The 21,965-nt window shown below is 42.8% G+C and carries 12 protein-coding genes and 1 pseudogene; 10 read left to right on the forward strand and 3 right to left on the reverse strand.

Annotation, left to right across the window (positions count from 1 at the left end):
* The first annotated feature begins 104 nt into the window (after positions 1 to 104).
* The 4 genes from AC0YN3_RS23845 to AC0YN3_RS23860 all read left to right on the forward strand — a co-directional run bounded on the left by AC0YN3_RS23845 (position 105) and on the right by AC0YN3_RS23860 (position 5,806).
* Entirely contained in the window at positions 105 to 770 is a 666-nt protein-coding gene (locus tag AC0YN3_RS23845; RefSeq protein ID WP_475777438.1) for a potassium channel family protein, read from the forward strand.
* Between the two features lie 7 nt (positions 771 to 777).
* Complete coding sequence (locus AC0YN3_RS23850) at positions 778 to 1,599, forward strand: TrmH family RNA methyltransferase (RefSeq protein WP_475777439.1); 822 nt, start codon at positions 778 to 780, stop codon at positions 1,597 to 1,599.
* 431 nt (positions 1,600 to 2,030) lie between these two features.
* Positions 2,031 to 4,355: an alpha-L-rhamnosidase-related protein gene (locus AC0YN3_RS23855; protein ID WP_475777440.1), complete on the forward strand. Its 2,325-nt coding sequence runs from the start codon at positions 2,031 to 2,033 to the stop codon at positions 4,353 to 4,355.
* 158 nt (positions 4,356 to 4,513) lie between these two features.
* Positions 4,514 to 5,806 carry an ABC transporter substrate-binding protein gene (locus AC0YN3_RS23860; RefSeq protein WP_475777441.1) on the forward strand — a complete coding sequence of 431 codons (1,293 nt, stop codon included), beginning with the start codon at positions 4,514 to 4,516 and terminating at the stop codon, positions 5,804 to 5,806.
* A gap of 127 nt (positions 5,807 to 5,933) precedes the next feature.
* On the opposite strand, the gene AC0YN3_RS23865 is transcribed toward AC0YN3_RS23860, so the two are convergent.
* Positions 5,934 to 7,445, reverse strand: coding sequence for a response regulator transcription factor (locus AC0YN3_RS23865; RefSeq protein ID WP_475777568.1), 1,512 nt, complete (start codon positions 7,443 to 7,445; stop codon positions 5,934 to 5,936).
* Entirely contained in the window at positions 7,432 to 9,240 is a 1,809-nt protein-coding gene (locus tag AC0YN3_RS23870) for a histidine kinase (RefSeq protein ID WP_475777442.1), read from the reverse strand. Before AC0YN3_RS23870 ends, AC0YN3_RS23865 begins: the two co-directional genes overlap by 14 nt.
* Before the next feature lie 160 nt (positions 9,241 to 9,400).
* Between AC0YN3_RS23870 and AC0YN3_RS23875 the strand changes: the two genes are divergently transcribed.
* The 4 genes from AC0YN3_RS23875 (at position 9,401) to AC0YN3_RS23890 (ending at position 17,455) form a co-directional block, all read left to right on the forward strand.
* Positions 9,401 to 10,735, forward strand: a complete 1,335-nt coding sequence (locus AC0YN3_RS23875; RefSeq protein WP_475777443.1) for an ABC transporter substrate-binding protein — start codon at positions 9,401 to 9,403, stop codon at positions 10,733 to 10,735.
* A 26-nt stretch (positions 10,736 to 10,761) separates the two neighbouring features.
* Positions 10,762 to 11,631: a carbohydrate ABC transporter permease gene (locus AC0YN3_RS23880; RefSeq protein WP_475777444.1), complete on the forward strand. Its 870-nt coding sequence runs from the start codon at positions 10,762 to 10,764 to the stop codon at positions 11,629 to 11,631.
* Positions 11,628 to 12,446 (forward strand): carbohydrate ABC transporter permease, encoded by an 819-nt coding sequence (locus tag AC0YN3_RS23885; protein ID WP_475777445.1) that lies wholly within the window; start codon positions 11,628 to 11,630, stop codon positions 12,444 to 12,446. Before AC0YN3_RS23880 ends, AC0YN3_RS23885 begins: the two co-directional genes overlap by 4 nt.
* Positions 12,447 to 12,889: 443 nt before the next feature.
* Positions 12,890 to 17,455, forward strand: coding sequence for a glycoside hydrolase family 3 C-terminal domain-containing protein (locus AC0YN3_RS23890; protein WP_475777446.1), 4,566 nt, complete (start codon positions 12,890 to 12,892; stop codon positions 17,453 to 17,455).
* A gap of 108 nt (positions 17,456 to 17,563) precedes the next feature.
* On the opposite strand, the gene AC0YN3_RS23895 is transcribed toward AC0YN3_RS23890, so the two are convergent.
* Positions 17,564 to 18,496 (reverse strand): helix-turn-helix domain-containing protein, encoded by a 933-nt coding sequence (locus tag AC0YN3_RS23895; RefSeq protein WP_475777447.1) that lies wholly within the window; start codon positions 18,494 to 18,496, stop codon positions 17,564 to 17,566.
* Positions 18,497 to 18,578: 82 nt separating this feature from the next.
* On the opposite strand from AC0YN3_RS23895, the gene AC0YN3_RS23900 reads away from it, so the two are divergent.
* Positions 18,579 to 20,672, forward strand: coding sequence for an alpha-L-rhamnosidase-related protein (locus tag AC0YN3_RS23900; protein ID WP_475777448.1), 2,094 nt, complete (start codon positions 18,579 to 18,581; stop codon positions 20,670 to 20,672).
* A 460-nt stretch (positions 20,673 to 21,132) separates the two neighbouring features.
* Positions 21,133 to 21,891 (forward strand): annotated as a pseudogene (locus AC0YN3_RS23905) (SDR family oxidoreductase).
* Positions 21,892 to 21,965: the final 74 nt, after the last annotated feature.

Genomic DNA, 21,965 nt, shown 5'->3' on the forward strand with positions numbered 1-21,965 from the left:
CTTATATACTATGTCCATCGCCTGCCGCTTTCATCCGAAGAAGCATGCTATGGTATACTGTCAAGATAACTGCAGCAATCATCCGGCAAGGAGGATTTGGTAAGATGGCTAAAAAGCAGTACGCGGTAATTGGAATGGGGCGTTTCGGCTCAAGCGTCGCGAAAGCGTTGACGGACATGGGCTTCGAGGTGCTTGCGATTGATTCGAACGAGCACCGCATCCAAGAGGTCGTGAACACGGTGACGCATGCGGTATCCGCAGATTCAACGGATGAGGAGGCGCTTCGTGCGCTTGGCATCCGCAACTTTGACGTTGTTGTCGTTGCGATTGGGCAGGACATTCAATCCAGCATCCTAACGACGCTTATTCTAAAGGACCTGGGCGTAAAAACATTGATCGTTAAGGCACAGAATGAGCTCCATGGGAAGGTTGTCAACAAAATAGGCGCAGACAAGGTCGTATTCCCTGAGCGGGATATGGGGCTGCGCGTTGCCCATCATTTGGTATCGCCGAACATCCTCGATTATATCGAGATTTCGGACGATTACAGCATCATCGAGATTAAGGCTCCGGCTCCGATGATCGGACAAAGCTTGAAGCAGCTTGATATTCGGGCAAAATATAAATGCAACGTCATGGCCATCAAAAAAGGCTCTCATATGAATATCGCCCCTTATGCGGACGATTTAATCGACAAGGACGATATTTTGGTTATCGTTGGAAAAAACTCGGATTTAACGAATTTAGAAATCGCGTATTCGGAAGGTTAATGACAATATGAATGAAAATTTCGATCCATTGCTCTCATCGGTTCAGAATGACAAGGTTAAACAATGGGCATCGCTGCTGGACAAGAAAAACCGTGATCGGAGCGGGCAATTCCTCATTGAAGGAGTTCATCTCGTTCTCGAGGCGCTTCACGGGCAAGCGCAGGTGCTGACCATTGTATATGATACGGAGCGAGGCATTCCCGCTGAGCTTGCAGTAGAGCGGGAAACGAATGATTCTCCCGCAACGTTCGGACTCGAATGGGTACAGGCTTCGCGGCAAGTCATGTCCAAATGTACGGGAACGGATACCCCTCCTCCCGTATTCGCGATCGTGTCCAAGCTCTCGGCGGACCAATCTGCTTTATTCCGCAAAGGCGGCCTTGTCGTGGTATTGGACGGGGTCCGCGATCCGGGCAATGCAGGCACGATTATTCGCAGTGCCGACGCGGTTGGCGCGGATGCGGTTATACTCGGGAGAGGCTGCGTCGATCTTTATAACCCGAAGACCGTACGTTCCACGATGGGCTCCATTTTCCATTTGCCTATTATCGAAGCGGATCTGAAGGAGCTTCTCCCGCAGGCGAAAGCAAAAGGCATGAAGCTGGTCGGTACTAGCTTGCAAGCGAAGCATACCTGCTATGGCTACGACTGGACGCAGGGGACATGGCTGCTTATGGGAAGCGAATCGGAAGGATTATCGATGGCCGTTCGCGAGCTGATGGACGAAGCGGTCATCATTCCGATGACGGGGCAAGCCGAATCGTTGAACGTTGCAATGGCGGCAACCGTATTGCTTTATGAGAGTTTGAGGCAGCGGCGGTTTAACTAGCTGCCATTAGGGAATTTGGTGGGTTAAAACATCAAATGAGACTAATCTCAATAGTAAATATGACTAGTTATAAGATGAGTAAAAAGGACGATAGGTTTACCAATATTGGGAGATTTGAGTTGTAATTCATTTTGGAACCGATTATTTAGTTTTGGTATATCAAAGCTAGTCCTGATAATCAAGAAAGCCTTGACTTATTAGGGCTTTTTTTTGTCCTTTTAATAGTTAATCATCCCTTTGCTCATATTTCCTGTGCTAGGCTAATGGTTCTTGAATGTGTGATTTCATAAGATTTTTGTCATTTCTACCCTATGCATTTGTCATAATAACATAATGTATCACCTCATTTATGATGTTACTGTAGATATGCAGAAGGTATAGTACATTTATATTCTGATAAAGAGTGATCTATAGGGGAGGGCAAAATAGGAATGAACATAAAATGGGATGCGAAGTGGATATGGATTGAAACACCGATGCCTCAGACAAATGTATATGTGGAAGCAAGAACTGTGTTTAAGATACAATCGAATCCTCTAAAGGCTTCAATACATATTTCGGCAAATCAACGATATCAGCTATCTATAAACGGTATCTTAATTGGATCAGGTCCTTCACCTGCGGACAAGGCGTGGAAATATTACGACACTTACGATGTAGTAGATTATTTGAACATTGGTGAAAACAACATCTCAATCCTTGCCTACAATTTTGGAAGTACAGATATCGTAACAGGACAAAGACAAGGCCCTGGTGGGCTGATTGCTCAGTTAGATGTTAGTACCGAGCATGGGGAAATATGTGTTTATACAGATGAAAGTTGGAAATGCAGACGGTCGCCGAGATGGATTCCCTCAGTCTCTAGAATTCACCAATGGGGTGGCTACAAAGAGATCTATTTGGCTGAACAGGAAGATGGCTGGGAATTGCAAAATTACGATGATTCAGAATGGGAAAACGCAAAAGTCATAGCGCATGCTAATGACATCGATTCGTATTGGCCTCGCCTCATTCCACGCGAAATTCCATATTTATCTCAGGTGCCCGTAAAGCCTGATTCTGTCATTCGGATCGAAGAAAACTATGGGAAAATACAGAACAGCGAGTCTCTTATGGAGGGAAGAAACGGCAGGATGAAGATTGATGCCACCGTACCAGGTTCTCTTCCCGGGGTTGTTTTCGATTTTTCTGCGGTGAAGGCTGGATATCCGGAGATTGTGGTTACAGCACTGGAAGGCGGTGTTCTGCAACTCTCCTATGGTGAATCTTTGGATATGATGCTTATAGACACATTCATTATGAAAAAAGGGACGAACCGGTTGTCTCCGTTCGGGAGAAGAGCATTTAGGTACGTGAAAATATCAGTCCAAGCAACACCTGTTCCTATTTTCATTGAAGATTTCAAAATGGTAGTCACTCGTTATCCCTTCTCACAGGAAGGTACTTTCGTGTGCAATGATCAGTTGCTAAACCGAATTTGGGAGATTGGTGAGTACACGACTATGGTGAATAGTCAAGATCATCTAGAAGATTGCCCCTTTCGTGAAGAGGCGCTTTGGATCGTAGATGCTGTGGTGATGGCGAAGGTTATTTACCAAAATTTCGGAGATACTGCACTTGTCAGAAAGTCCTTGTTACAGGGTGCAAGAATTCAGAATGAGGATGGATCCATCCCGAGCACGGGACCTGAACGCAATGGATTCCTGCTTCCAGATTTTAACGCATATTGGTTTCTAGGCGTTTATGATTATTGGCGTTACTCAGGGGACAACGAATTTATTTCTGGTATGAAGGACATAATTGTTAGATTAATCAAGTGGTTTCGAAATCAGGAAGACAAGGATGGGCTATTCGCTGGAGCAGATCGAAACGGATGGTGGTGCTTCGTTGACTGGGCTGATTATATTGATAAGCGGGATCGTGTTACTGCCATTTCATGTTTATATTATTTGATGCTGAAAAAGGCTTCTGAATTGATGATGGCATTAGCAGAAGAGGAGCTTGCGAGTGAATATTCTGAACGCGCTATAGGGCTTCACGACACGATTCGTAAGCTGCTTTGGAATTCTGAAAAAGAGATGTATGCTGACTGTATGACGGATGACGGGTTATCAAACCAATTCACGTATCAGACGAATTTCTTAGCCATCTGGACAGGAATCATGACAGGCGACGAAACGGACAGATTCCTGAAAAATATCTTTTTTGAAGGACGTTGCCCGGAGTTGAAAGGTGCTTTCTTTTACCACATTGTACTTGAGGTATTGATTAGTCGAGGATATCATGTAGAATCGTTACAAATTATGCGATCGTATTGGGGAGAAATGGTTTCACGCGGAGCAACGACGTGGTGGGAAACATTTGACCCATCCACCCCACACAGCACGATTCCAAGTCCGTATTTAGGGAATACACCTACCTATTTGGTGGATCATATTCCGGTTAGTCTATGTCACGGTTGGGGTGCAGCTCCTACTTATATTTTAAACCAAAAGATATTAGGCATTGATGTCAGCAATATATCTACGGGTCAATTCTTGTTTCGACCGACAATCGGTGACTTAACATGGGTAAAAGGTACGGTTCCCACTTCATATGGTTGGATTAGCGCAGAATGCATTCTCGAATCGGATGGACAAGTATCCGTCATTTTAGAATACCCAAACCGCCTTAATTTCGAAGCACCAACATTAGAGACGGTGGTAACAGAGACTCGGGGCTATTCGATAGTCGTTCGAGGAAAACTGATGGCATAAATGAATATGTTCGCATGAATGAAGCATCTTAATTTTAAGAGGGTCAACCATTTATTCATGGTTGACCCTCTTTCTTGAATAGTTGGATGTTATACCATATACTAATTGGCGAGATAATGAACATGCGTATTAGTCAGTAATAATATAGGTGGAGGTCTATGATGGTAAAGTATATAAATAGGTTTTTTTTTACTGTACTTGTGGCATCTGTTCTTACCTCATGTAAAAGCGGAATCCAAACGGATAACAACATAAATGAACAAAAAAAAGAGCAAGTTTCGCTCACAGTATTAGTAGCCACCGAGTGGTTGGAAGAAAAACAGTGGCAATTGATTTTTGACGAATATGAGAAGAAGACGGGAAATCAATTGGTTATCCAAAGTGCTCCCGTGAATAATTACTCTGACTTAGTAAGCACTCGTTTAGCAACGAAGGATTCTCCGGATCTCTTGTTTTATTGGGGACAAACAGGTGCGGTTAGGATGCTTCAGCCTGAAAAGAACCTGCTGGATTTGAGCAGTGAGGAGATTGCCTTACGAATACATCCTACGGTAACAAAATATTTCCTCAAAAGTAGCGGCAAGCTTTATGGAATTCCTGCAACGGGCATCAGTGTTTCGGGTGTGATTTATAATAAAAAAGTGTTTGAAGATCTCAGCATCGAAATTCCTAAAACTTATGATGAGTTTCTCGCAGTCTGCGAGAAGATAAAGTCGGCAGGCATTACACCGATTTACGAAGCAGGGAAAGAAGGATGGCCGTTACAATTGTTCACTCTTAGTACTATGGCAAATATCATCAGCAAGCAGCCAGATCTTATGGAGAAAATCAATACACGAAAAACAACGTTTGAGCAAGTTCCAGAATTTATTGATTCGCTTCAAAAACAATGGGATCTTCTGAAGAAGGGGTATTTGAATAGCGACTTATTTACGGGGACCTTTAACTTGTCCTTAGAACAAGTAGCGACTGGAAAGTCAGCTATGATGTTCCAAGCAGATTGGGCGATCAATCCACTTATAGAGAAATACCCTGACGCCACTGTGGGTATGTTTCCCATGCCATGGGAGGGTGACAACTATCCTGCTATATCTGATCCCAACGGATTGTATGTTTTCAAAAATTCTAAAAATGTACAAGCAGCTAAAGAATTTCTTGAATTTTTCGGAAGTAGAGAGATGCTATCCGATTATTTCAATGAGGTTAAGTCCATTCCAACCTGGACTGGAGTGGATGTTGTACTAAATGATGGAACTGTAGAGATGTATAAGTTCGTTGAAAGTGGTAAGGTTGTTCCATTTTTCAATTCACTTGGATTGGTCGAATTCGGTGATTATCAATCACTTTTGCAAGAGATGTATGGTGGGCAAATCACTCCAATTGAAGTAGCACAAGCGCTGCAGAGAAGTGTTGATAGAAATTCTAAAGCTGCTGGTTTATCGGGTTTTTAAAGTGTAATGTATCCTGTAGTTGCGAAACATTTTCTTACGAGGATCGTTGAATATAGTTTTATTTTTTTACACCAGATAAAGAGGCAATATTCTTTGGATGAAGAAGCTGCCTCTTTTTCTTGGAAGTCTAATTATTTTTATTTTTATAATCAGTAGGGCTAAATCCGGTATGCAATTTAAACACCTTGCTAAAGTATAATGGATCGGTAAAGCCAACGTGTTCTGCGATTTCTTTAATTAGTACGAAGGGATGCTCTTTCATAAAACGGCATGCCTCATCCATGCGAAGCTTTACTAGGTAATCTGGAATCGAAATAGTAAATGTTCGTTTGAAAACTCGATTCATGTAAGCAGGGTGCAGTTGAAACACATCAGCAATGCTGGTGAGGGAGATGTTCTCAAGAAAATGATGCAGTATAAATTCTTGCACTTCTTTTGCTCGATCCCGATTACCGGCTTGTTCATGATCAGACCGGAAAAAGTAAGAGCACCAGATTTCTTTGACATGGGGAAACAAGTCGTTTCGTTTCCGAACCCTCCAAACTTCTTCACTTAATTCAAGTTCCATGGCTTGTTTGATCTCGAAGCTGGACGTGAAAGAGTCTTTAATTAGGCTGTGCAATGTGTGAGAGAAATGCAGCAGCATAAGTTCCCAACCTTTTCGTGTTACAGGGAATAAGGTTTCTGGCCCACTTGAAAAAAAAGAGTCTAACTCTTTAGCAAATAATTGCTTTTGTTGTTTAGTGACGAATTGGGCTAGGCGAAGCAACTCTGCTTGAAGAGGTTCCAATAATGGCTTAATATCCTCAGGTTCATGGTCCGAAATCCAAAAGCAATTTCCCTCGAAGCGACTTCTCATCCGTGCCTGTTTCTTGCACTCAGCAAGTAGTGCAGGTACCGGATGTAAGCCTTTCGTAGATAGAGCCAAGGCAACTGTTACGCCATCTACTGATTGTGCCTTGCATGTAAAAGTTGAAGTCCATTCCGTATATCGTTCTTTTGACCAAGTGTGCAGGCCAAATAAGAGTATATCCTCATTTCCTGTATTAGAAGGTAATAGGGTCAATTTTTCCCCTTCACGAAGCATAGCTACAAAGTCCTCATGAATCCTTGCTGGAATATCGCTCATCAGGGACCAGGCGTACACTGTCACGAAATTTCCATGATAGAATAATTCCTTCGCTATACTATCCCAACTAGAATTTCTCTGATCCGTATTTTCGGATGTTTCAGTGATTTGTTTTGCTACCTCACGTTCCAATAACAATTGGTTGTCCAATAGCTTATTCTTCATCTTATCAAGAAGTATTAGAATATCGTCGTCTGTTGCAGGTTTTAGCAGGTAATCTGTAATTCCGATTTGAATAGCTTCTCTAAGGTAAGCAAAGTCATCATGACCGCTGAGTATCGCGCATTGTATGTCAGGCATCTGTTCTCTAACTTTATTAAGCACTTCGAATCCGTTCATAATAGGCATACGAATGTCTGTCAGAATGGCATGTGGCTGTGTCCAGTGAAGTTCCACTAGCGCATCTTCTCCGTTGTTGTAAGCACCAACCACCTTAAAGTCAGGGCTCAAGGTACTGAACTTCTCCTTCAGGTGTCGAAGTATACGGGGTTCATCTTCAATGAGAATCATTCGGAACACCTTCAAACCCCCTCCTTACTGTAATTATAAATTCCATGCCTTGTGGGCAATGGTTTAATGAAAAACTGACGTTCTCGTTCCAGAAGAGTCTGCAGCGAGTCAGTGTGTTAACGATCCCCATTTTCCCAAATCCTCGGTTTGATAAGCTTTCCAAGCGCCGGATATGACCGTCATTCAATTCCTTAATGAGTTCCTGGGTTTCGGAGAAAGCGGCTTCCGTAAACCCAGAACCGTTATCTCTGATTTGAATTTCCCACGTTTGTTTATCATTTAAATTCGTAACAGATACGTCAATGATCCAGGGTGGCCGTGCCAGCTGAAACCCGTGTGCAAATGAGTTTTCGACAAGGGGTTGCAGTAAAAACTTTGGAATAGGTTCGTCTTCGAGGTGTGAGTCGACTTGTATCGAGTAAGTAAATTGCCCCTCGTAACGGAATTGCATTAACTCCATGTATTGGACTGTATAATGTATCTCTTGTTTCAACGTTACGGAATGCGACATCGAATTGGTCGAGTATCGAAGCATGCCGCTGAGTTGTTGTGAAACAAGAGCGTATTCGCGGAAACCGGACTCTTCCGCATAGGATGCCATAGCCGTCAAAGTATTGAATAGAAAGTGAGGGTTCATCTGAGCATACATCGCGTGTAAATGGGCAATGTTTTCCCTCTTCTGAGATTGAATGACCTCATTTAGTGAAGTATTCAGACGATTTCGCATTTCCTCGAAAGTTGCATAAAGCATGGCGATCTCTTTGATATTTTGTAATTTTTTCACTTTCGTCGTCTTGAGGTTGTCAATCGTCAACTTTTGTAGACGGGTTTGTAAATAACGAATTGGTGAAGCTATTCCAACTGAAAGGGCATAGGCAATCACAATCGATATGGCTTCACCCAAGAGGGCTAAGATAAATGTTATTCGTCGAAGATTGGAAATCGGCTGCATGACTTCCGACTTAGGCTGTTGAATTAAGACAGTCAGCCCGCTGAATTCAGACTTAACCTGGCTCCAGATATCCAAGCCGCCTCCTACGCGTTCGACCTCTTTTATGGTTCCAATCCATTTAGGGATTTTCGGGCGTTCATCGTCGGAGGAGTAATATGGATAAAATATTTCACGGTTTTCGTTAATGACGTAAACCTGAGCTGTAGAATGCTCATTCCGACCGATTTCCATCGTTGCTGATAAAAGACTAAACGGCTGTTGAACCTCGACAGCCGCAGGCGAAAAAGCCTGTGGGAAATTAAAGCTTCTAACTAACGAGAAGAAAAGGGGATGGTTGTCCTGCCATTCGCTCTCGTGAGGAGGGATTAAGAGTTTGTCGCCATCCAGATCCAGCGCTTCTTTTAGCCAAAGGGATTGCTGGATTCGTCGCTCTATGTCTGGTACTGTGTCCATATTTTGTCCATAGGTTAGAAAAAACCCATCCATTTTCAATAAATTTATTTGTGCTGCGATGAACCAGGGGCCGTTAAAAGAAGCCAGTAATTCTTCGTATTTTTTTCGTTTGGAGAAGCTTTGGAACGAGGAGGGATCCTCATCATTATCAATCAGATAATCTTTAATATCAGAGTTATAAATGACCTGCGCGGAGATGCGGTCCATATCCTCAACGATATTGTCTAGCGCCTCTTGATATCTGTAAAGTTGTTGGCGATTCGTTTCCTCCATGCGGATCGAAAGATCTTTAGACGCCTGTGTAAAGTATAGATAACCGCTACTGGCAACCAATACAGAGCTAAGCAAGGTGAAACTGAGAAACAAACGTGTTTGAATACTAAGTTGCATGCCAACTCCTCCTAATTAGCATTGTATCATGTGGCATTGAAGAATACGGAAAGGTTCGATATTTACATGGTACAGGTTCATTATTTCCATTCCTCAATCTAAAATGAACCACTAAGATAGAAAAGCAAGCCGACATCAAAATTATATTGGAGGGTTTAGAATGGAAATTGGAGGGGTTAGATTGAAAAAAAGTAAGATAACGATGGTACTACTTGCTCTTGTCGTTTTGCTTGCTGCATGTGGGAAAAACGAAGTTAACACTGGAAACGGCAACTCAGCAAATGCGGAGCCGGCAGAGACAACCGGGGAGAACGCAAATCCTGTTACTCTTAAAGTAATGGTAGCCAGCGATTGGTTGAAAGAGAAGAAGTGGCAAATGTTGTTCGATGAGTTTACAGAAACTACAGGGAATAAAATAGAAGTCCAAAGCGCACCTGTAAACAGTTATGCAGATCTTGTAAGCACTCGTTTGGCAACAGGCGATACGCCAGATCTTCTGTTTTATTGGGGTCAGAAAGGGTCCATCACAAGGCTTAATCCCGAAAAAAATTTATTGGATCTAAGTAATGAAGAGTACGTATCCCGCATTAACCCTGCTGTAACGAAATATTTCCTCAAGAATGACGACAAGCTTTACGGCATTCCTGTAACGGGATTGAGCGTCTCGGGAGTTATTTATAACAAAAAGGTATTCGCTGATCTTGGGATAGAGATTCCAAAAACATATGAAGAGTTTCTAGCTGCTTCCGAGAAAATTAAGGGAGCTGGTATTACACCGGTGTACGAAGCAGGCAAAGAAGCGTGGCCGCTTCAAATCTTTGGCTTCAACGCTATGGCAAATATTATTAAAACACAGCCAGATCTCATGGATAAAATCAATACTAAACAAAGCACCTTTGACCAAGTACCTGAATATGTCGATGCACTTCAGAAACAGGCCGACCTTCAAACTAAAGGTTATCTAAATAAAGACTTGTTCTCCGCAACTTATGATATGTCTTTGGAACAAGTAGCGACTGGCAAATCGGCAATGATTTTTCAAGCAGATTGGGCAATTAGCCCACTTTTAGAAAAGTACCCTGATGCCGAAATCGGAATGTTCCCTATGCCATGGGACGGAGATAACTACGCTGGGATCTCTGATCCGAATGGCCTGTATGTACTCAAAAACTCAAAGAACGTCGAGGTTGCTAAGCAATTTCTTGAGTTCTTCAGCAAGCAAGAGGTATTAAACAAATACTTTAACGAAGTCAAATCAATACCAACATGGACTGGCCTGGATGTAACACTGAATCCTGGCACGGCTGATATGAATGCATTCGTTGAACAAGGGAAAGCAGTACCATTTTTTAACTCACTTGCTTTAGTCGAGTTTGGTGATTATCCATCTCTCATACAGCAAATGTATGGCGGTTCGGCACCATTGGATATTGCGAAAGGCCTTCAATCAATCATAGAGAAAAACTCGAAAGCAGCAGGAGTAGCTGGTTTCTAGAGCTTAGGTAAGGAGTTGAGAGAACCATGCTTCATAGAAAAATGTACCCTGGGTGGTTAATTGCTCCAGCGCTTATCATTTATGGTGTTCTTTACTTGTATCCTACGTTGTCAGGATTTTATTACTCCATGACAGACTGGTCACCTTATAAGGATACAATTAAATTTGTAGGATTCGAACAGTTCAAAGAGTTGCTTAGCACTAAAGCGATGTATACAGCGATGAAGCATACTGTGATTTATGCTGTACTCGTTACTATTTTACAAAATGGGATAGGAGTTCTCTTGGCCCTTCTGCTTAACTCGTCGCTTGCGGGACGAAACTTTTTTCGAAGCGTATACTTTTTGCCGTGTATTCTAAGTGCACTTGTTGTCGGATATACCTTCACGACTGTGTTGCACCCCGATGGTATATTTAATCAACTTTTGACTAGTATCGGGCTATCTGATTGGAGCAGAGATTGGCTTGGGGACCCGAAAATTGCGCTTTACAGCGTAGTAGCAGTTAATGTATGGCAATGGGCCGGTTTATCTATGGCTTTGTATCTTGCTGGTCTTCAGGGGATATCTAAAGATTTGCTGGAGGCAGCTGTTATTGATGGTACGACGTATACACAACGACTCAGGTATATCATGTTGCCAATCTTGGCTCCGGTAGTCACGATCAGCGTTTTGCTAAGCATGATTGGATCCATGAAAGCGTTCGAGATTATTTACGTTACGACTGGTGGGGGGCCTGGTGGTGCCACTGAGGTCATGAACACCTTTATTTTCAAACAATTTGGTTCGGGACTTTACGCGTACGGAACGGCAGCGAACGTTGTACTATTCTTGTCGGTGGCTGTCGTCTCAGTTCTTCTCTTGAGAGTAATGCGGAAAGGAGAGACGGCAGAATGAAAAATCGATATAGAAAATGGTTGCTTACTTCATTAGCGGCCATTGGCAGCTTAGTTATCATTCTGCCTGTAGCGTTAGTTGTTTTTGGCTCCTTAAAAAGTCCTGCTGAAGCGGCAAAGTTGGACCTAAGTGTCCCTTCTCAGTGGATGTGGTCAAACTACAAAACGGTGTTTATTGAAGGAAAGCTGCTAAACGGATTGAAGAATAGCCTATTCGTTACGATATTGACAGTTTCGTTTACTATCGGCGCAGGATCCATGTGTTCATATTTCATTGCACGACGTCATGGGAAGTGGGTCCAATCTTTGTTCTTTTTATTTTTCGCGGGCATGATTGCACCTCCTTCAATGATTCCGACAATTAAATTGATGCAGGGACTCCATATTTCTGGAGAATTCATTGGTCTCATTTTATTCATGACAGCGCTCAATCTTCCACTCACTATCTTTATAATGAATGGCTTTGTTCGATCTTTACCGAGAGAGCTGGACGAGGCAGCAACGATTGACGGCGCAGGTAGCTTCTACACCTTTTCACGTATCATTTTTCCGTTGTTGAAGCCATCCATTGCAACTGTCACCGTTTTAGTCTCCATTTCTTCTTGGAACGATTTTTTGAACACGCTCTATATTATTAGTGATAGCAAAATGTGGACTCTACCTTTCTCCGTATACAATTTTGTATCGATGTATGGAACACAGTGGCACTACGTATTCGCAGATTTGCTCACGGTTATGATTCCGATGTTGATCGTTTACCTGTTTTTACAAAGATATATTATCGAAGGAATGACATCGGGATCGGTAAAAGGATAAGTAATAATCATAAATCGTGCGAGCTTAAACCTCGTACGATTTATGAGCGTATCTTAAAAACTAATTTAACAGAAAAGTTTCTAACTGACCTGCTAACCAATTAACTTTACGCTGATATGAGGAATATTAATTAATAACTTATTAATTGTGTATGAAATTCACATCGATTATTGTAAACGCTTTAAAACAGGCCGGGTATTAAAATCAAAAGTACTCGACGAGTCAATAATTGACACTGAATTATCCAGTGGACTAGTTCGAATATTTCCGATCACAATACGGGAATTTGTCTATAGGTATTTCATATTCAATCTAACCTAGTGTACTGGTTCAAAGAACATTTCATTGAATCTAAATGTAAGCGCTTAATGATGGTTGATAAATGGCTATTCTGATTCTTATCTTTCGTGAAAACAACATACACTTAGGGAGGTTTATATTTGATGGTTAAAAGGAAATGGATGTCCGTTACGCTAGTTCTTACATTATCTGCAGGTTTGATATCTGGCTTTGCTCCAACGATTAAAGTAAATGCAGAAGATGTTCCAATGTTTAAGAAGCAGATAGGTGGTGTCTTTGACGGCATGCCGCTGTTTGATGGGAACCCCGAACACTTAGAGGAGTTTGTAGATACATATTTCGAATATACAGGGATAGAGGGACCAGCAGTATACGTAGCAGGAGCTAGAAATCATTATACGTTAAAGCGTGGACCAAATTCAGGGAAGAAAATTCCTGGCGCATTATCCGCGGCGGATAATGATCAGGGTATCTCAACTGACTTCCCGGCTTATATTGGAATGGGGCAATCTTGGAATAAAGACCTAATTGCGGATATCGGTAATGTCATGGGAGCAGAGAAACTCAGCCAACTTAGAGTAAAACAAGGAGACTCCAATATTCAAGATGGAGCGAATGCGTCACATTCTGTCGCTTTCACAGCTGTGAGTGATTTAAGAATGAATCCCTTGATTGGCAGATTCGATGAAAGCTTTAGCGAAGATGTACATTTAACTTCAACTTTGGTGAATACGATGGCAACCGGGCTTAGCGGAACGGATCAAGATGCGAGCTCAGATGGCTTCTGGATGCGCGCAGCTGTAGCAACAAAACATTTTTCTGTGTACAATTCCCAGTGGTTTCGAGAAGTTGCAAGCAATAGCGCTGGTGCTCGATCGATCTATGAGTATTATACCCGTAGTCCCATTAAAGGATTTGAGAGTGGTTCCCTTGCTGGCGCTATGACTTCATACGGTAGGACGAATGGAATTCCTAATATCCTATCACCTTTTCAAATTCATGCGAACAATTTATCAAAGTATGGGGTATACAGTAGCACAGACTTTTATAGCGATCGTTGGGCTTATAGTAATCCGTTTAATAATGGAGAGGATACTCAAGGGAACGGTTACGACACAAATTACGCAGTTGATAGTGCCCATGCATCTGTTCTCTTTGCGTTAGCCAAGTCAGGTGATGGCCTTCAGGATGTCCTTATGTTAGTTGATGCTGTAGAATCGGGTCTCTATGGTGCAACTGAGGCAGATTTGGTTGAAGCTGCACGGGCACATGTAAACCAAATGGTTCGTCTTGGTATTTTTAATGAAGTAGACGAAAATGGCATACCGAAATTCTATCCGTTTGCTAGCGGAGCGCGTGATGTGTCTGCTACGCAAGCGACTTATATATTGCCAGAGCATCAGGAGATAGCTCTTAGGGCTGCACAGGAAAGTATTGTTCTACTTAAAAATGACGGTACACTGCCCCTTGAAAAGAACAAAAAAGCGGCGATTTCAGGTATTTATGCCGATTCTAGGTTCAAAACAGCAAAATCATTACGTTCAACTCCAGGTATAACGAATTCTGGGGATGCACCGCTGACATCCATCATTAAGCAAATTGGTGTATCGAATGTTTTCCATAACACAGGCGCCAAAGTGATTGCGTTAAAGTCCAAATCTAACGATCAAATGATTACCGCTAGCGAGAATGAGACCGGTGCACAGCTGATCACGACGACTGATCCTTTAAATACTTCCGATTCAACACAACTCTTCGAAGTTTATGATTGGGGCCAGGAAGCGGTCAGCTTGCTTTCGTTGAAAAATAATAAGTGGGTAACCTCTCCTAGCGCGCTTAACGCTCAGATCGGAAATACAGACTCAACGAAATTAAACTTGACTAGCAATGACTGGAATGGAGAACTTTTGCAGGGAAATACCAGTACCATTCCCCCAACGTTAAGAATTGAAACTAACAGTGATGATACGGTCTCATTGGTGTCTGACTCCTTTCATTTTAGCTTCTTCGGAAATTTCACTAATAAATATTACAAAACCGGAAAGTTGATTGTTACTGGCGATGATGGAGGTTTACAAACTGCAGGTACGACATTAACAGATGCTGCTACTGTTAGCGAAGTGAAAAAAGATAGCAGAGCGAAGTTTGAAATGGTAACGGTACAGGATGTAGGCGCTGCTACTTCGGTCAGAGCGGAAACTGACGATTACGCGATCCTATTCGTCGGAGCGATACCGCGTCTAAGTTCAGGGGAAGGTAATGATAGATCCAGCCTTTACCTAGGCGACGACGATTATGAGCTTGTTGAGGAGGTTTCGAGCGCTTTTGCTGCAAAAGGCAAGAAAACGGTAGTTGTCGTGCGAGCAAGTTCCCCAGTCATTCTGGAGGAAATTCAGAATAACCCTAACGTTTCAGCGATACTATATCAACCGTATGCTGGGCAATATGACGCACAGGCACTAGCTCAAGTGCTTTATGGTGATTATGCACCCACAGGTCGACTAACTTCTACTTGGTATGCAGACATGTCTGCTTTACCGTCAATCTCGGAATACTCTATACCGGAAGGAAATGATTCACAAACGCTATCAACGACTGACCCTAGGTATGTTATTGACATGACTAATGCGGATCCGATTGAAACGAAACTGACTTATATGTACACAGATGCTCCTGTAACCTACGAATTTGGATACGGTCAATCATACAGTAATTTCTCGTATAGTGATTTTTCCTCACCAACGACCGCAGATTTTCAACAACCATTCGAGGTTTCGTTAAATGTGAAGAATGTAGGGACAGTGGACACAGCCGAAGTTGTACAAGTGTATGCCAAGAATCATGCGTCGGCTTACGGTGAATACGCACCTGCTAAAAAGTTGGTTTCTTTTGAAAAGGTGATGCTCGCAGCTGGAGAAACAAAGAAGGTTACGTTACAAGTTGATCCTAGCGAACTTGCGATTTGGGATGTAAATAAAGATGACCTTATCGTGGAAAATGGATCTTATACGCTTATGATCGGTGCATCATCCAAGGATATTCGGACCCAGAAGGATATAAGTGTTACGGGTCAAACACTGGAACAGCTTAATATAAACGGGCCTTTTAACGTGTTTGATCATTCTTTTGCGTCGAATGATGTTATCTATCATGAAGTATCAAAGGAGCGTACGGCCGTTAACCTGAAAGAAAAAAAGGTAGTCGGAGGTTATTACGCGGTACGTTCAAAAGAGAGCAACTCATGGATAGCTATTCCGAAAGTTAACCTGACAGCAGCAAATAAAGTCACAGCAAGCGTTGCATCGACCACTACTGGCGGAATAATTACCTTACATGCCGATTCCCCAGATAGTATGCCACTTGCAACGCTGGAAGTACCGGTTACGGGTCCAAAATCATACACGATTGCGAATGCGGGGGTACCTGTGAATGAACTTGGATATCAGGATGTCACGGTAGACCTGAGTCAAGCGGCTCCCAATGGCAATTATGATCTCTACGTCGTTTTTCATGAGCCGGATTTACGGATTGACAGCTTGTCATTTGAGTCCAGCAATTCTTCTGGTGGAGGCGACCCTGTTATTACTCCTGGCGATTCAACTGGAAGTAACAGCGATGTCGTGGTCGTTAATAACCCGACCGTGAACGCAGACGGTAATGTAGAAGTCAATTTGCCATCGGGGAAAAGCCAAGTGCTGATCCCAGCTAACTCGAACGTATTTGATGGAAATCGCTCCTTATACGTAAACGGGAATGCTTCGACAGTCGAAATTCCATCGGAAGTGTTGAAGGAGTTGAAATCTCTTGTCTCTGCGACAGATTTAAACGGGTCTCATATTTCATTAACAATGAAAGCGATGGATGATTTGCAGGCAGAAAATCTAATTAATCACGCTGCACAAAAAAACAAGGCGAGTCTCAAAGCAATCGGAGAAGTTATTGAATTTGTCTTTTCCATTATTTCTAAAGATGGGAAGGAAATTAAACTGACTACATTCTCAAAACCTGTGACGATTTCGCTTAAGATTAATGGGGAAAACGTTTCAAATTTGATGGGCGTTTATCACTTTGCAGGTAATGGGAATTTAGAGTATGCAGCAGGGAAGTTGATAGAGGGAGCTTTAGTAACCGATGTGGTTCATTTTAGTAAGTATGGCGTACTTGAATACGATAAGTCATTTGAGGATGTACCTGCATCTTACTGGGCGAGCGAAGCAATTAAGCAACTCTCCGCAAAACATATCATTTCCGGCGTAAGCGAAACGGAATTTGCTCCGTTGCAAAAAGTTACACGTGCCGAATTTGCTGCGATGATTGTGAGAGTGTTAGGGCTTGAAGCAAAAAATACCCTTCCATTTAAGGACGTGGCAGCGAATGCGTGGTATGCAGAAGCGGTGGCTGCAGCAAACGAGGCAGGTATCGTTACGGGAAGAACACCTCGTGAGTTTGTGCCAAACGCAGTCATTACTCGTGAAGAAATGGCGGTTATGGTGGTCCGCGCCTATAAGCTGCAGGAAGGGAATAAAGCAAACGAGTTAGCAAAAACAAATTTTGTCGATCAGCAGGATGTTAGTGCTTGGGCACAAGAATACATTAATGAGGCTGTTGGGGTAGGATTGCTCCAAGGGCGAGGAGGAAATAGATTTGATCCTAAAGCTATTGCCAATCGCGCCGAAAGCGCACAAGTTGTCCTTAACTTAATGGATTAATTTGAAATTCTTCACATAATATTATCAATTAAATATTATGCGTTGGAGTTATACGAGAACAAGTTTGTTTGAACAATTGAAGCCGCCATAGAATGGCGGCTTTTCTCGTTACTTTAAAGACTTATTTGTCTTCCTATAAAGGCTTGGACTAGAACCTACAATTTTATGAAATAATACGTTAAAATGCCCCGTGTCCTTATAGCCTGAGCTTTTCGCGATATATGCAATTTTAAAATCTGTTTCCAATAACAATCGACAGGCATATTCAACCCGCTTATGTTGAAGAAACTCTGAAAATCCGGTTCCTGTTGCTGATTGAAATAACCGAATGAAATGCCTGGAACTAATGCCGAATTTGGCGGATAGTTGTTCAACGGTTAACCGTTCAGTGAAATGGAGGTGTACGTAGTCTAAAATATTCGACAGATTCGAGCTTAGATGAACGGTATCGCCGTCTTCCGATAACTCCTCTTGATGCCAAATCCGGGATATTCTTACGGCGAGTTGCATCACACTCCCAAAAATGGAAGTTGTATAGAAAGACTTCATCTCTGAAAACTCTCTATACATATGCTCAAACAAGCTCACCAGTTCCATGCTTTTGTCGACAATCGCAACGTGGGTACCGGGGCTCCCCTTAAAGATCGTAAACGGTTGATTATCGGAATACCGCAAGAGCCAAACCGTTAACTCATCTAAAAATTCCGGTCGAATACAAAGATTATATACTATGAGTTTGTTTTTGTTAGATGCTCCACTCGGGCGAAAGACATGCGACGTTCCGACCGGTAGTACGTATAAGCAGCCCTTATAGGTTCGCTCAACGATATCGCCAACATAGTGATAGCCATCACCAGCCATTACATACACAATTTCGATGTAATCGTGATCATGAGCCCTTAGTTCGAAACCTTCCTCCCATCTATTTAAGAAAAGAGGGAATTCGTCTTTAAAATGTTCCGTAACCTGAGAATGATGGACTGACAATCGAGCTGCCTGTTTTACGTTCTGATTCAAATTTTTGGCATATTTATCATCCATATATGTCACTTCTTCCTGTGTTATTTGCTAGTCTACTATTATACAATCATTCTTATATAAATCGAAAGGGGCTGTGCTCTCAATGATACAAAATACGAATAATAAGACGGCAACTTGGATTTGGTATCCCGGTGAATTTGAAATTCGGTTACATGAGAAGATGTCAGTCGCAAGACGGGCTCGAGGTGTCATGTATCCGGCATATTGGAGGTTGGATCGGCATTATTCCAATATTAAATTTCGTTATTCATATGAATTGGAACAAGATGAGCAAATCCAGATCATAGCAGATGGAATTTTTTCCTTCTACCTTGACGGCATGGATAACTATCGCTCCTCTGACTCATACATCACGTTGCCCGCTGGTCGGCACGAGATTAGCGTAAGCGTCTTCAATGATGTCGAAGTGCCGGCATTGTTTATCAACGGTCCAACGGTACGGACCGATTCTTCATGGGAGGTCACCTCATATCAAAATGACTGGAAGCAAGCAGGATCCTGGTCGTTCGACTCGACAGAAAATCCTCCTTCGCGTTTCAGATTACCTACTACCCCTTATGAGCCGGTAAAAATAACGCTGCGAGACGGTTACCCATTGGAGGATTTTGGCCGTGAAACGTTCGGTTACCTGCGATTCCACAACGTAAAAGGTAATGGAGCTGTACGAGTATACTACGGAGAATCGATAGCTGAGGCACTTTCTACTGAAGATTGTGTCAACTTAGATCGATTCAATGCTCTTGAAGCGATTGAGCAAAGCATAAATGGAATCTATACGTTGAATGAAGCAAAAGCCTTTCGTTATGTATGGATACAGGGTGATCCTGATGTTAGCTGGGAGAGCGTCAGTATGTTATACGAGTATGTGCCGGTAGAATACCGTAGCTCGTTCGAATGTTCAGATCCAAAGCTGAATGAAATCTACGAAATATCACTGTATACGCTACATTTAAACACGAGAGAATTTTTTCTGGATGGGATCAAGAGAGACCGCTGGGTATGGGGCGGAGATGCGTATCAAGCATTTTTGATGAATTATTACAGCTTTTTCGATCTAGATGTGACACGCAGAACGTTGGTTGCATTGCGGGGTAAAGACCCGATTTCCATGCATATCAACACAATTTTGGATTATACATTGTATTGGTTTATCTCGCTTTACGACTACCATCTTTATACGGGCGATTTCGAGTTTATCCGCCAGTATTACGATCGTGCTGTCAGCCTAATGGAATTCTGTTTGAAACAGCTAAACGAAGAGGGCTTGGTGGAAGGTAGAAAGCAGGATTGGGTATTCGTGGATTGGGCGGACTTCAATAACGATGGTGCCGTAAGTACGGAACAGATTCTGCTCGCGCGCAGTTTGGAGGCGATGTCTAGGTTTGCCGTTTTGATGGGCGACGAGACCGCATCTGGCAAATACGGATCTTTGGCTGAAGAAATAAAAACTACGACTCTTCGTCTCTTTTGGGATGAGGGTAAGGGTGGATTGCTTCATCACCGAGTTGAAGGCGAGACTAGACCGACGCTGACCAAGCATGCAAGTATGTTCGCGATGACGTATGGTTACTTATCGCCGGAACAACGGGATTCCGTTGTCCGCAATGTCATGCTAAATCCTGACGTGCCTAAGATTAGGACGCCATATATGCGTTTCCACGAGTTAGCGGTTCTATGCGAAAGCGGGGAACATGATTTCGTTCGCAAGGAGCTGCTTTCTTACTGGGGAGGTATGATCGAGCTAGGCGCAACGACGTTTTGGGAGGAGTACGATCCTTCTTTAGCGGATGATGATCATTACGGTATGTATGGGATGAAGTTCGGAAAGAGCTTGTGCCATGCTTGGGGTGCCGGTCCAATTTATATACTCGGAAAATACTTTCTTGGTGTCACGCCAACGTCACCAGGCTATGAGTCGTACCGGATCGCTCCTAACCTCGGCGGTCTCGAATATATGAAGGGGAAAGTACCGACAGAAACGGGGCAAATATCAGTGGAGATGGACTTGAACACGATTTGCGTCGAAAGTACGACTGGTACGGGGGTTCTTGCGTTCTTCAGTTCCGAATGCCCGAAGTGTATCGGAGGAAAACTCCGAGAAATCGGTAACGCCTCTTATGAGTTGACCATAGAGGCTGGGAAGAAATATCGTATCTCTTACCAACGATCTAAATAAGCTAAACATGATTTGTGATAGAATGAATTATACAAAACAACGGTTTATGTCAAAAGTCATTATACGGTATGTCAGAAGTATACTATGATTTAGGCTTAAACTGGTGTTGCAGTGCCAACATAAGTTATAACTCACATCACAAAAAAAAATCACTTTGCTTCCCCCAAATAACTGTGCTGAAATGACTGAAGACTGAAACCTGGCCGGAGATGATCCGACCAATTTTCAGTCTTTTTCTCTGTTCGTAGAAGCCATTTTTCAACCCTCCCCTCCTCTTGCCTGCCTCTCTAATGTTCTCTGCATTTTTTAGATGTGCTTCGATTTACTGTTTTTCTTTTTGATAGGAATAAGAAAGTCGACAATATGCTATTCATTTGGTCGAAATAACGTTAGTTGCCTTAAACGTATTTATTTATGATTTGGATACAGAACAAATAAAACAAGAAAGTAGGTTCATCGAATGAGATTATTGGGGAAAGTTGCTATTGTTACTGGAGCTGCATCGGGCATTGGCAAAGCGATCGCGGAGCTCTTTGCTGCAGAAGGAGCAAAGGTGGTCATTTCTGACTTAAACCTCCAGGACGCTGAAAGAGTTGCTCAAGCAATTGAAGGAAAGCGCGGAATGGCTATCGCGGTTCAGGCGAATGTCGCAGTAGAAGAGGATGTTCAACGGTTATTCGATGCTGCGATACATGAGTTCGACAAGGTCGATATATTGGTTAATAATGCTGGAGTCATGGATAATTTCGTTCCCGCCGGAGAGATCACGGACGATTTGTGGGAGAGAGTCTTTGCCGTTAATACGACGGGGCCCATGAGAACAACAAGGAAGGCGATACCTATTTTTACGGCAAAAAAGGAAGGTGTTATAGTAAACATCGCATCGGCGGGCGGTCTGTTCGGTTCACGTGCGGGCGCGGCATATACAGCGTCTAAGCATGCCGTCATCGGTTTTACAAAGAGTGTCGGTTATCAGTAAGCGCCGCTTGGCATTCGCTGTAATGCAATTGCCCCAGGCGGAGTGAAGACGAACATCAGCAGCACGATCCATACACCGAATCAGTTTGGCTTGGAACGTGCGAAGGTTGGTATGGGTGTCAATCCGCGTGTGGGCGAGCCCGAAGAAATTGCAAAAGTTGCGTTGTTTTTGGCTTCTAATGAGTCGAGTTTTGTCAACGGTACAACAGTTACGGCCGATGCTGGTTGGACTGCATATTAATATTTAACCAACCACCATAATATCAGACACCTTTCATTCCTTACATGAAGATGAAGATAATGGACGAAGTTTGA

The sequence above is a fragment of the Paenibacillus sp. J22R232 genome (genome assembly GCF_056269165.1).

What these genes read in the sequence shown, in the direction of transcription:
- AC0YN3_RS23850 (WP_475777439.1), top strand. Translation starts at nt 778, where the DNA reads ATGAATGAAAATTTCGATCCATTGCTCTCATCGGTTCAGAATGACAAG.
- AC0YN3_RS23895 (WP_475777447.1), bottom strand. Translation starts at nt 18,496, where the DNA reads ATGGATGATAAATATGCCAAAAATTTGAATCAGAACGTAAAACAGGCA.
- AC0YN3_RS23855 (WP_475777440.1), top strand. Translation starts at nt 2,031, where the DNA reads ATGAACATAAAATGGGATGCGAAGTGGATATGGATTGAAACACCGATG.
- AC0YN3_RS23875 (WP_475777443.1), top strand. Translation starts at nt 9,401, where the DNA reads ATGGAAATTGGAGGGGTTAGATTGAAAAAAAGTAAGATAACGATGGTA.
- AC0YN3_RS23860 (WP_475777441.1), top strand. Translation starts at nt 4,514, where the DNA reads ATGATGGTAAAGTATATAAATAGGTTTTTTTTTACTGTACTTGTGGCA.
- AC0YN3_RS23880 (WP_475777444.1), top strand. Translation starts at nt 10,762, where the DNA reads ATGCTTCATAGAAAAATGTACCCTGGGTGGTTAATTGCTCCAGCGCTT.
- AC0YN3_RS23865 (WP_475777568.1), bottom strand. Translation starts at nt 7,445, where the DNA reads ATGATTCTCATTGAAGATGAACCCCGTATACTTCGACACCTGAAGGAG.
- AC0YN3_RS23885 (WP_475777445.1), top strand. Translation starts at nt 11,628, where the DNA reads ATGAAAAATCGATATAGAAAATGGTTGCTTACTTCATTAGCGGCCATT.
- AC0YN3_RS23900 (WP_475777448.1), top strand. Translation starts at nt 18,579, where the DNA reads ATGATACAAAATACGAATAATAAGACGGCAACTTGGATTTGGTATCCC.
- AC0YN3_RS23890 (WP_475777446.1), top strand. Translation starts at nt 12,890, where the DNA reads ATGGTTAAAAGGAAATGGATGTCCGTTACGCTAGTTCTTACATTATCT.
- AC0YN3_RS23845 (WP_475777438.1), top strand. Translation starts at nt 105, where the DNA reads ATGGCTAAAAAGCAGTACGCGGTAATTGGAATGGGGCGTTTCGGCTCA.
- AC0YN3_RS23870 (WP_475777442.1), bottom strand. Translation starts at nt 9,240, where the DNA reads ATGCAACTTAGTATTCAAACACGTTTGTTTCTCAGTTTCACCTTGCTT.